The 11,874-nt window shown below is 39.8% G+C and carries 11 protein-coding genes, 1 pseudogene and 1 riboswitch; of the genes and pseudogenes, 8 read left to right on the top strand and 4 right to left on the bottom strand.

The window, feature by feature from the left end; all coding sequences use genetic code 11:
- Positions 1 to 74: 74 nt before the first annotated feature.
- A pseudogene (add, locus tag FAY30_RS03480) lies at positions 75 to 1,067 on the bottom strand (adenosine deaminase).
- A gap of 58 nt (positions 1,068 to 1,125) precedes the next feature.
- Positions 1,126 to 1,225, bottom strand: a riboswitch (purine riboswitch).
- Between the two features lie 118 nt (positions 1,226 to 1,343).
- Here add and FAY30_RS03475 point away from each other — a divergent pair.
- The 7 genes from FAY30_RS03475 (at position 1,344) to FAY30_RS03445 (ending at position 7,251) form a co-directional block, all read left to right on the top strand.
- On the top strand, positions 1,344 to 2,039 hold the full coding sequence (locus FAY30_RS03475; RefSeq protein ID WP_149868586.1) for a response regulator transcription factor: 696 nt from the start codon (positions 1,344 to 1,346) through the stop codon (positions 2,037 to 2,039).
- The gene (locus FAY30_RS03470; RefSeq protein ID WP_149872576.1) at positions 2,032 to 3,036 is read left to right on the top strand and encodes a sensor histidine kinase; all 1,005 of its coding nucleotides are present in this window, start codon (positions 2,032 to 2,034) and stop codon (positions 3,034 to 3,036) included. The genes FAY30_RS03475 and FAY30_RS03470 overlap by 8 nt, the downstream gene beginning before the upstream one ends.
- Positions 3,037 to 3,137: 101 nt before the next feature.
- Positions 3,138 to 3,899, top strand: coding sequence for an ABC transporter ATP-binding protein (locus tag FAY30_RS03465; protein ID WP_149868585.1), 762 nt, complete (start codon positions 3,138 to 3,140; stop codon positions 3,897 to 3,899).
- Positions 3,889 to 5,835 carry an FtsX-like permease family protein gene (locus FAY30_RS03460; RefSeq protein ID WP_149868584.1) on the top strand — a complete coding sequence of 649 codons (1,947 nt, stop codon included), beginning with the start codon at positions 3,889 to 3,891 and terminating at the stop codon, positions 5,833 to 5,835. Before FAY30_RS03465 ends, FAY30_RS03460 begins: the two co-directional genes overlap by 11 nt.
- Before the next feature lie 214 nt (positions 5,836 to 6,049).
- The gene (locus tag FAY30_RS03455; protein WP_149868583.1) at positions 6,050 to 6,661 is read left to right on the top strand and encodes a TetR/AcrR family transcriptional regulator; all 612 of its coding nucleotides are present in this window, start codon (positions 6,050 to 6,052) and stop codon (positions 6,659 to 6,661) included.
- A gap of 120 nt (positions 6,662 to 6,781) precedes the next feature.
- Positions 6,782 to 6,910, top strand: coding sequence for an anti-repressor SinI family protein (locus FAY30_RS03450; protein ID WP_223820880.1), 129 nt, complete (start codon positions 6,782 to 6,784; stop codon positions 6,908 to 6,910).
- A gap of 191 nt (positions 6,911 to 7,101) precedes the next feature.
- Positions 7,102 to 7,251, top strand: coding sequence for a DUF3934 domain-containing protein (locus FAY30_RS03445; RefSeq protein WP_149868581.1), 150 nt, complete (start codon positions 7,102 to 7,104; stop codon positions 7,249 to 7,251).
- A 61-nt stretch (positions 7,252 to 7,312) separates the two neighbouring features.
- Here FAY30_RS03445 and FAY30_RS03440 read toward each other — a convergent pair whose 3' ends face one another.
- Positions 7,313 to 8,203 carry an acyl-ACP desaturase gene (locus FAY30_RS03440; RefSeq protein ID WP_149868580.1) on the bottom strand — a complete coding sequence of 297 codons (891 nt, stop codon included), beginning with the start codon at positions 8,201 to 8,203 and terminating at the stop codon, positions 7,313 to 7,315.
- Between the two features lie 331 nt (positions 8,204 to 8,534).
- Between FAY30_RS03440 and FAY30_RS03435 the strand changes: the two genes are divergently transcribed.
- Positions 8,535 to 9,245: a polysaccharide deacetylase family protein gene (locus FAY30_RS03435; RefSeq protein WP_149872575.1), complete on the top strand. Its 711-nt coding sequence runs from the start codon at positions 8,535 to 8,537 to the stop codon at positions 9,243 to 9,245.
- A gap of 399 nt (positions 9,246 to 9,644) precedes the next feature.
- Here FAY30_RS03435 and FAY30_RS03430 read toward each other — a convergent pair whose 3' ends face one another.
- On the bottom strand, positions 9,645 to 10,988 hold the full coding sequence (locus FAY30_RS03430; RefSeq protein ID WP_149868579.1) for a sensor histidine kinase: 1,344 nt from the start codon (positions 10,986 to 10,988) through the stop codon (positions 9,645 to 9,647).
- Positions 10,989 to 11,034: 46 nt separating this feature from the next.
- On the bottom strand, positions 11,035 to 11,709 hold the full coding sequence (locus FAY30_RS03425) for a response regulator transcription factor (RefSeq protein WP_149868578.1): 675 nt from the start codon (positions 11,707 to 11,709) through the stop codon (positions 11,035 to 11,037).
- Positions 11,710 to 11,874 lie beyond the last annotated feature (165 nt).

The following is an 11,874-nucleotide window of genomic DNA, read 5'->3' as shown; positions in this document are numbered from 1 at the left end:
CAATACGGTATCCGGATTGGACGTTAGGCACTTTTGAAATGGTTTGTGTATAGATGGCTGCGGCCATCTAATGTTTATAAATATTTTCTAAGCTTTTCCTTTGTGATTTCCTCCGCAAAACTAGCATTCACACTTGTCAGATAAATTTTTCGATAATCCTCTTCTGTCAGGTGGAATTCATTAAATACAATCGTACATTCCTTCGCCATTGTTGTATCAGATACCGTTCTGTTATCCGTATTGACCGTCACCTTGATACCCTCTTGATGAAATGGATAGATGGGATGTTCACTATAAAGGTTCACTGCTTTGGTTTGGACATTACTTGTTGGACACATTTCCAAGACAACTTGTTTTTCCTTCACGATTTCATAGGCCTCAGGACAGTCCTTAATGAAGACGCCGTGGCCAATTCTTTCCGCGCCCAATAATGCAACAGCATCAAGCACATTTTTACCGACTCCCGTTTCTCCCGCATGAATCGTGACCCGGTAGCCATACTCTCTTGCTAATGTGATGGGTGCGACGAAATCACCGCAGAACCCTTCCTCTTCCGATGCACATAAATCAATGGCAACCACTCCTTTTCCAAGGAACTCCCTGCCTTTTTCAACGACTTCAAACGCACTTTCAGGCGACATCGTTCTCATACACGATAGAATGACATTGCCTAGAATATCGTATTCCGCTTCCGCCTCCCTCATTCCATCGATCACGCTCTGAATAATTTCGGTAACGGATAAGCCCTTAGCCGTGTGAAGTAATGGTGCAAACCGCACCTCCATATATTTCACATTTTCCATTGCCGCATCTTCAAAAAGCTCAAAGGTAATTCTCCTTAAGTTTTCCTTTGACTGCATAACTAAATTAGGGATAGCAAATCACTTTAAATATTCATCAAGGGATTCGCAATCTATTGGAGCAATCAGCTCATTTTGTATTTCCTTTAAATCAAACGTCGGCAAACTGATGCCCTCTTTTTTTGCTATATCAATAATTGTCTCAGCCCGTAGACTTCCGTCTAAATGGCAGTGAAGTTCAATTTTAGGTAATGTTGAAAAGTTCATGTTGTTTCCTCCCCGTAAATTTTTTTATAAAAAAAATTCCTGATTACGAAGAAAATACACGCACATGTACCTTCTTCGTAATCAGGAATTAATGGTTCCTGGTAGAGACCTCCAAACCATATCATTGGAGTTATACGAATACAATGATTCAATTATGATAAAGAATAATAAAATTTATATTTATTGTCAATGGTAATTTAATTGGCCTCCTATAGCACCATATTAGGATATATTATACAATTAATGAAGATATGTTAAAAAAGTGCGGTGAATCCATTGTTTAAACTACTGTTAATTGAAGATGATGTTACATTATTTCATGAAATAAGAGAACGGCTGATGGGCTGGTCTTATGATGTATATGGGATTACGGATTTCAATAAGGTCATGGAGGAATTTACGGAACACAAGCCGGATTTAGTGGTCATTGATATTCAATTACCAAAATTTGATGGCTTTCATTGGTGCCGGATGATCCGCTCCCATTCAAATGTTCCAATTCTATTTTTATCTTCCCGCGACCATCCTACCGATATGGTGATGTCGATGCAGCTTGGTGCCGATGACTTTATCCAAAAGCCGTTCCATTTTGATGTGCTGATTGCCAAAATCCAGGCGACGCTAAGGCGCGTCTATAATTATAATACCGAGCAGATCACTCTGAAAACATGGTGCGGTGCAACAGTAGATTACGAAAAAAATACCGTCAGCAATGACGATGGTACGGTGGAACTGACAAAAAATGAAACGTTCATCTTAAAAAAGCTGATTGAGCAAAAAAATAAGATTGTCAGCCGCGAGGACTTAATTAAAAGCCTTTGGGAGGATGAACGCTTTGTCAGTGATAATACCTTAACGGTTAATGTCAATCGACTGCGAAAAAGATTGGACGAGCTCGGCCTGGGACGATTTATTGAAACAAAGGTGGGCCAGGGCTACATCGCGATTGAAGAGGCAAATGGCTATGATTAAAAACTATCTTATCGAACGGCGCAGCTGGATCCTTCTCTTTTTGGTTATTCAAGCACTGATTCTATTTGTTTCTTTTCTGGATACGGCGATTCCCTTTTTGCCGCTGCTTTATATTGTCTTCCTTTCAATGCTTGTTGTTTCTCTCTTTTTGATATTTCGTTATCAGAAGGAAACAAGGTTTTATCAAAGCTTAGCGGAGTGGGAAAACAATCTTGATTTAACCAATATAGCAGCGCCTGAGAGCCCGTTTGAAAAAATGATTGAGCAATGCATTGTGAACCAAACCGAATGGCTTAAAAAAGAGGCTTCGCAAAACCTGCTGATGCTGGAACAGGAGAAGGATGACCTATTGGCCTGGATTCACGAAGTCAAAACACCGTTGACAGCGATGCATTTAATGATTGAACGCCTAGACGATGAACGGACGAAAGCTCAGTTAATACACGAATGGCTGCGAATTCACCTGCTTTTAGACCAGCAGCTTCACCAAAAACGCATCCCCTTTATGGAAAATGATTTATATATAGAAGAAACTGATTTAAAGACGTTACTTTTTAAAGAAATTAAGACGTTACAATCATGGTGCATGCAAAAAGGGATTGGCTTTGATGTTGAACTAGATGCCGCAGCCGCCTTGACGGATGCTAAGTGGCTTGCCTTTATCGTCAGGCAGCTGTTGACAAATGCGGTGAAATACAGTGAATCGTCCGACATTATCATTACAAGCCATTATAAGGATGGGCAGACGGTTCTTGAAGTGAAGGATTTTGGACGTGGGATTGATCCTAAGGACTTGCCGCGCATCTTTGACAAGGGCTTTACCTCGACAACGTCTCATCTTGATCATGCTGCAACAGGAATGGGGTTATATTTAACAAAAAGAATCGCCAAGCCGTTATTAATTGAAATGAATGTCCAATCACGACCCGGAGAAGGAACTACTTTTACACTAACCTTTCCCAAAAAAAATGATTTTGTCCATATTGCAGGCATGTGACAACAATGTCACATGCTTTTCTCATTTGTTCGCTTAATCGAAGGATTGGATTTATCTTGCTAATTATAATAAAAGTATCGATTTAGAGGGAGCGTGTCAGTATGAAGATATTAGAAGCGTATAAGATTCATAAGAGCTATGGCAATAAATTAAATAAACAGGAAGTGTTAAAAGGGATTGATGTAAGTGTTGAAAAAGGGGAATTCGTCAGTATTATGGGCGCCTCTGGTTCCGGGAAGACCACCTTACTCAATGTGCTATCTTCCATTGATAAGGTGAGCGGCGGCACGATTACGATCGAAGGAAAAGAAATGACAGCGATGAAGGAGCGCCAGCTTGCAGAATTCCGCAAGCATCATTTAGGATTTATTTTTCAAGATTATAATTTACTTGATACATTAACAGTGAAAGAAAATATCCTCTTGCCGTTATCCATCTCAAAAATTTCAAAGAGAGCAGCAGATGAAATGTTTCACACAGTGGCAGCGGAACTTGGGATAACTGACATCAAGGATAAATATCCAAATGAGATTTCCGGCGGTCAAAAACAGCGAACTTCTGCGGCAAGGGCGTTTATTCACGAACCAAGCATTATTTTTGCTGACGAGCCCACAGGTGCCCTTGATTCAAAATCCGCATCTGATTTACTAAACAAATTAAGCGAATTGAATCAAAATCGCAAAGCAACGATTATCATGGTAACCCACGACCCGGTGGCAGCGAGCTTCAGCGGCAGGGTAATTTTTATCAAGGACGGACAGATTTACACCCAATTAAATAGAGGCGAGCAATCAAGGCAGACGTTCTTTAAAGACATCATGAAAACCCAAGGTGTATTAGGCGGTGTGCCAAATGAGCGTTAAGCAACTCATTTTTCGCAACTTAAAAAAGAATATAAAAAATTACTATCTTTATGTGTTTGCGCTGATCTTTAGTGTTGCCCTTTACTTCGCCTTTGTCACCCTGCAGTATGACCCGGCGATGAACGAAACAAAGGATAGCATTAAAGGGGCCGCTGCGATAAAGGCAGCTTCTGTTTTACTTGTCGCAATTGTTTCGATCTTTCTGTTATACGCTAATAACATTTTTATTAAACGCCGAAGCAAGGAGATTGGCTTATTTCAATTAATCGGTATGACGAAAAGCAAGATTTTTAACATCCTGACGGCTGAGAATTTTATCCTTTATTTCGGTTCGTTAGTCATCGGAATTTTTATCGGATTTTCGGTTTCTCGGCTAATTTTAATGATTCTATTTAAAGTAACCGGTGTAGATGCAATTGCTTCACTGCATTTTTCCTCGAAAGCACTGATTCAAACAGTTGTGGTGTTTTTAATCATCTACCTGTTTATCATGCTGATGAACTATGTATTTATTAAGAGACAAAGTATCCTCTCCTTATTTAGAGTGGTTTCATCGACAGAAGGAAAAGTGAAAAAGATGTCATGGTTCGAAATTATCATCGGCATTATTGGGTTAATCTCGATTATTTCCGGCTATTATATTTCATCTAAATTGTTTAGTGGCGATTTCGTCACAATGACAGAACTTTTTGGTGCGATGATTTTTATTCTCGGGTCAGTCATTATCGGAACCTATCTTTTTTATAAAGGCTCCGTCAGCTTTATCTTTAATGTCATTCGGAAAAAGAAGGATGGGTATTTAAATATTAATCAAGTATTATCACTATCCTCGATTATGTTTCGAATGAAATCGAATGCTCTATTGTTAACGATCATTACGACAGTATCAGCGCTTGCGATTGGTTTATTATCGTTAAGTTATATATCGTATTATTCAGCAGAAAAAAGCGCTGAAAATAGTGTACCTGCCCATTTTTCACTGACAAATGTCGACGATGCAAAGAAATTTGAAGAAGTATTAGAGGCGAAGGGAATTGATTATAGTGAAAAAAGAACTGATGTCTTACAGGTAAATGCAAATGTAAAGCAAATAATGGAAACAAATTTAAAAGAATTAAACTTTGATCCGAATATTATGACCCTCCCAGTGGTTAGTGATAAAGCCGTCAAAGACGTTGATTTATCTGCGGATGAAACTCTGTTTACTGGGTACAATGATATGTTGCAAAAATTTATGTCCCTCAAAGATTCCGGACAAATCGAGCTCAAAGGACAAAAGGAAACCATTTCACAGAAATATACAGGGTTGGAACAGGAATTCATCCTTCCCTACAACTTCACCAATGGTGGATTGCCCGTTGCCATTGTGGACGAAACAATTTTTCAGCGCTTAAAGAACGATCTCAACCTAGAGATTCAGAAAGAATCCACCCTATATATCGGGATCAATATTAAGAATGAAGCTAATATTAGCAAGGCTAATGATATTTTCCAAGAAATGACTTTCAGTGAGAATTCTACAAATTTCTCTCGTCTTGAAATGAGCAACAATCAGAAACAAAATATGGGGCTAGTGATGTTTATTGTAGGCTTTCTTGGGTTAACCTTCCTGATTACATCCGGATGTATTCTTTATTTTAAACAAATGGGTGAGGGTGAAGAGGAAAAACCGAATTATACGATCCTAAGGAAGCTTGGTTTTACTCAGGGAGATCTGCTTAAAGGTATTCAAGCAAAACAGCTGTTTAGTTTCGGCATTCCTTTAGTCGTCGGCCTCTTCCACAGCTATTTCGCCGTGCAGTCTGGCTGGTTTTTATTCGGTACCGAGGTGTGGACACCGATGATTATCGTCATGGTGATTTATACAGGATTGTACTCGATTTTTGGAATCCTTTCTGTTCTTTATTATAAAAAGGTGATTAAGGAAGCACTCTAATAGATTAAGTTGATTTTAGGATACCGGCCCTTCGTCGGTATCTTTTTTTAATGCAAAAACATCACAAATTTGGGCCATACCGAAAAGGCTGTCAGGGTCAATGTTAATAGGTTAATATTACTAAAGATTCAGAGTATTATTGTTGACTAGAAGGATTTTCCAAAATATAATACTCTTAAGTAATATATTTTTTCCATCAGGAGCTGGGACATTAATGGGTCAAAGGGGAAGAAAAAAGGGAGCATCAGGAGAACAAAGCAGGGCATTATTGCTTTCAATCGCTGCAAAGGAATTTGCTCAAAAAGGATTCTACGAAACAAAAGTGAGCAGCATTGTGAAGCAAGCTAACTTAAGCCAGCCTTCCTTTTATTTATACTTTGATAGTAAAGAAGCACTATTTGGTGAATTGGTCGATTTGTTTCGTGAAGAGTTGTCTGATCTTACGACAAAAAGTCGCCTTGAACCAGGAATTGAATATTCCTCCCTTGCAAATCGAATCAGCAATGGACTAGCAGCCATTTTTCGTTTCTTTGTTGAGGAGCCAGACCTGGCTCGAATTGGATTCTTTATTGCGGATGAGGCAGATGACATCAAGCATACTTTAGCATCCCAAATAAAAGACAATTTGACTTTTGAACAGCAGCAAGGTTATTTTCGCCCCAATATTGACATGGCTATTGTTGCGGAAAGCTTAGTTGGAGCCATCGAACGTCTAACGATTTCAAAATTGCTGCAAGGTCAAAAATCACCAGAGATATTAGCAAATGAAATTGTCACACTTTTTCTAAACGGGATAATGATACATCATGGTTGCAGTACACAGTGATAAATTTTCGAGTTTCATAATAACCCTTTACTGCTAGCTCAATAGTATCGTTACATTAAAAGACAATCACAGTTTTTACATACATTTATTCATAAATTTTTTTCCTAGGGGATGATAGGAGTGGATTCCAAGCTTGGCGCACGGGTCGAAAGGCTTGACGAGGAATGGATTTATCTAATGTTGCTTGCAAAACAAATCGGATTAACGCCAGCCGAAGTCAAAGAGTTTCTGAAGCAGCAGCAAGGATAAGATGTCAAAGTAAAAGGGCATAGACAGGTACCTGACCTCAGTATGATAAAGCGTTCATCATCTGGTGAAAGGTTCCTGTTTCTCATTCCTCCAATTGTATAACTTAGAACACTTTTTTACGAATACTAACTGTTTATGGTACACTAAACCACGACTTATATCTGGACAAAAAAATATATTGGAGTGGTTACATGGTTAAAGCTAAAGGGAAAAGCGGAATTGGCCAGGGAACAGGTAAGAAGGGCTGGAATCGTTGGCAAGCCAGTGCCAACAAAGCAAAAAGTGCCAAGCCATATGTCAGCAAAGGGGTTAAAAAATCTGCTGACGAAAATAACAAATAAAGAGCCTGTCCCCCAGTGCGTTGGATTAACCACATCTGGGGCAGGCTCTTGTTCTGTGCATTTACTTATTTTTATAAAAGCGGTCTCTGACTCTTTTCAACCTGGCATGATACTTTAGAATGTCCAGCCTGGCTTTTTCTGCTTCTGGTGCAATTGGCCGAAGCTTTTCCAGCTCCCAATAATCAACAATCACATCTAAAACCTGATCAAAATATTCCAATGGGCCATAATTTGCCTCTTTTGCAATAATGGACATCCGATCTTCAAAATCGGGCATTACTGTCCCTGGCATTTGAAAGTTCATAATAACATTTCCCAAATGGTAACAGTAATTAGGCTCTAATTGCAGATGGAATTTAATCACATCCCTGTAAAAGGCATAATGCAATGTTTCATCCTTTGCTAGCCGCCGGAGCAAACTAGCCAAATCCTTATCATGCTTTCCGGCCACTTTCGCTACATTATTATAAAACACCATAGTTGCCAGTTCTTGCAAAGATGTATAGACCATGGTTTCAAAAGGTGTATGGTAATCCGGATTCCAGCCATTCTCAACTGTTTGTTTATGTAATTGGCGAAGACGCTTCGGATCGACATTACGTGTGATTAAAAGATACGTTTCAAGAAGGTTTGAATGTTGGTCTTCTTCCGCTGTCCACGTATGAACAAAATCTTTAATAACTGTTAAAGAGCCTTTAAAGGTTTGATCCAGATGAGAGGTGAACCAGGGCAGGTTTACTTCCGTTAAAAGCGCTGTTTCAACTGCAGTAACAATGGATGCCGGAAGTGTGACCTGACTTTCATCCCACGGAACACGCCGGAAGTCCTTTGCCTTATCCCATGGCAAGAAATCATGGTAACCCCAATCTATTTTTTCAGCCCGCTTTTTATGTTCTTCATATAATTCTATAAGTTTAGGCTCTAACCGAAAGTCCAAATCATTTGTTAACAACATAACCCCTCCATTCGCGTTGATCATTTGTTTCCATATTTTAATGAAATTTCTTTTTAAAAGGTTTGGATATTACTCCTGAAAACTATCCTCAAATCAACTTTATTTTGTTATATCTGATATTAGTACCTGTTACCAATTCAATTATAGCACAACTATTCTGATTTTAACTAATAGTAGGACCTTTCATATTCCTAGGTGCCCGCTAGTCCAGAACACCACTCTCTTTAAGAAAATGCATGATCGCTTTAGTATCGGGCAGCTGTTCTTGGTTTTTGTTATAATGAAATGGATTTTGGTTTTATACATAATGAATAGAAAGGCTGTATATATGAAAAAGAAATTAGTATATATGGGAGTTGGAATTCTTGTTGTGTTCCTGCTGCTTTTTAGCACTTATAAATTAATGAATTCGAGAACCTTCCAGTTATTTGGCGGTCTGACGGATCAAGTGGAGACGGACCAAAAGGTAGTAGCATTAACATTTGACGATGGGCCGACACACAATGTCGATCAAATCCTGCCACTTTTGGATCAATACCACGCAAAGGCGACCTTCTTTCTTATCGGGAATGAGATAGAGAACAATCCGGAAGCGGCTAAGCAAATTGTCGACGCAGGCCATCAAGTCGGCAATCATACCTATTCTCATAAGCGGATGATTTTTAAAATGCCTGCCTATTATAAAGAGGAAATAGAACAAACAGATCAATTGATTCGTGATGCCGGTTTTACTGGAGAAATAGATGTGCGTCCGCCAAACGGGAAGAAACTAGTAGGATTGCCCTACTTTCTTAATAAACATAATAGAGACACCATCACATGGAATCTTGAACCGGACACCTTTTACACTAGTGCGGCTGACAAAGTGGAATATGTAAAGAATCAGGTAAGCTCCGGATCGATTATTTTGTTGCATCCGATGTATGATCAAACCGGGGAGGAACTTAAGACCATTGAAGGGATTCTCCAAGCACTTACCGAAGAAGGATATAACTTTGTAACAGTAAATGAACTTCAGGACTTAGATGGACGTAAATGAGCCGGCGAATGTTGTAGTTGGAGGGAAGTGCGTTGTAGACCAATCCTACATCGGGGTGGGGGCTTAAAAATACACGAAACCCCTACGTAGACCACTCATACATCGGGATTGGAGCTTAAAATTTCGCCAAACCCCTACGTAGACTGCTTCTACATCGGGGGTTGGACTAAAAATTCAATCAAACATCGAAGTAGACAGGCTCTACTTCGATGTTGAGGCCCAAAATCCAAACGAACCTCCAAGTAGAATAATACTAGATACATCTTTTAAATCGCACTCGGCCCATAAAACGCCCAGTAAATCCCCCTCATTGGTACATCCCCACCTTTACAATTCTACCACTGTAGTAAGCTATTTATTGGTGTCAGGCACCTTTTACAACTCTGCCACCGTACCAAACTATTTATTGGTGTCAGGCACCCTCACTTCAAATGTGCTTCCTTTTCCAACAGCACTGGTTACTTTTATCGTTCCTTTATGTGTGTCTATTATCCATTTGGCGATGGAGAGTCCTAATCCGTGTCCGCCGGCCTGTCGTGAACGGGATTTATCTACCCGGTAAAAACGTTCAAAAATCTTCCCAAGGTCCTCTTTTTTAATACCAATTCCGGTGTCTTGAACGACGATATATAGGTCATTCCCCTTTTTGGAGAGACCGAGCTTCACTTCCCCTCCGCTTTGGGTGTATTTTATTGCATTGTCTAATAGAATATATAGCAGCTGTGATAATCTTTCATGATCCGCAGCGACTTGCAAAGAAGATGGCGAAGACAGGCCAAGCTTTATTTGTTTTGCAGCAGCCAACGGCTGGACAGATTCCAGCGCCTTTTCCGCCAGCGGCCGATAGTCAAACACTTCGGTTCTAAGCTCGATTGTATTGGAATCAGAACGTGCTAGCGTTAATAAATCAGTAACTAAATGGGTCATTCTCTTTACTTCCTGCCTCATATTCGTGAGTAGTTTCGCGATCATTCCCCCTTTTTCCAGCTCAATTGTCATTTCCATCGCATCTATCGAAGACAACAACACACTTAAGGGTGTCCGCAGTTCATGCGAGGCATCTCCCACAAATTCACGCTGTCTTTTAAATGCACTACTAATAGGAATCATTGCTCTTTCGGACATCTTCACACTAATAATTAGGGCGATACCTATAAATAAAATCCCTAATACTGCAAATATGATGATTAGCCAGCTAAATAGCTGATAAATAAACGAAATGTCCTTTCCTACATACAGCTCTCCGACGAATTGACCTTTATAGTAAAGTGATTGACTCGCAATAATCAGGCGGACATCTTGATCCTCATTAGGAGAATGAAATTCCCCTCTCCTCCCGCCATTCGGAAAGTTCCTAACCTGTAATGTTTCTTGACGAACTTCATTACCCTTACGGAATCCAGCGCTCACAAGGCGCAGCAAGTCTGGGCGCAAACGGGGATTCGTCTCACTCCCCATTAGCATTTCTCCATTTGAATCGACGACATAATAGAAAAATTGATTCACACCCGCAAACACAACCTCTTGATTTTGAAATCCACGAAGGTCACCTTTGTTATTTTCCCACAAATCATTTTCAATGAATCTAGCTTCCTGATTCACCAATGTTTGCAGTTCGTGTTCCTCATTTTTTAAAATCACAACATATAGAACCGAATACACAATGACAATAAAAAGGATTAGAAATAAAATCAGCAATCCACTATAAATTCGAGTTAATCGGCCTTGAGTGTTTTTAAACACATCTTTCTCCCTATGGTTGATGAATAAACGAAAGAATGAAAGAAAATTAGTGTTCAAGCTTATAACCTACCCCTCTAATACTTTGAAGTAGATCTTGCTTACCAAAAGCAACTAACTTCTTTCGAATTAATTTCACCGTTGCATCAATGGTTTTAGGAGCAATATCGGCATCATAGCCCCAAATCCGCTCAAGAATAACCTCGCGCGGCAGCACCTGTCCCTTATTTTGCACCAATAAATCCAATAGCTGAAATTCGCGGGGGCTCAGCTGAACACTCTCATTTCCCAAACAAACCATATGGCTTAACCGATTCAAAACTAAATTATCAATCCGGATTTCCTCTTCCAAAATCGGTGCATAATTGCGGCGGGCAAGTGCACGTAAACGGGCCAAAAGTTCATCAATTTCAAACGGCTTCACCAAATAATCATCCGCACCTGAATCCAATCCCTCAATCCGGTCCTGCACGGTATCTTTAGCAGTCAGCATTAAAATCGCACCGGAATAGCCATGTGTTCGCAGGCGACGGCAGACATCCACCCCACTCTCATTCGGCATCATCCAGTCCAGAATTAACACATCATAATGAGAATAATCGGCATAATCGTAGGCGTCTTCACCATCCATCACCCACTCGACCTTGTAACCGGCCTTCTTTTTCAGCATATATACGATTAATTCGCCCAGGCTCTGATCATCTTCTGCTAACAAAATGTTCATCTCTCACGAACCCCTTTAAATTCAAGTTAATTGGGGGTTTTTTAAAAAAATGCTCCCCGTCAACTCGAATCCTACTATTACAATCTTAACGTTAACTTAAGAAATCGTAACAGCAGCTGAAAAACAAAAGAAGCACCAGGTTTATTACTGGGGCTCCCTTTCCTA

Source organism: Bacillus sp. S3, from assembly GCF_005154805.1.
GTDB lineage: Bacteria > Bacillota > Bacilli > Bacillales > Cytobacillaceae > Neobacillus.
Note: the sequence above shows the minus strand (reverse complement) of the source record. Positions and strands in the feature narration are given on the sequence as shown.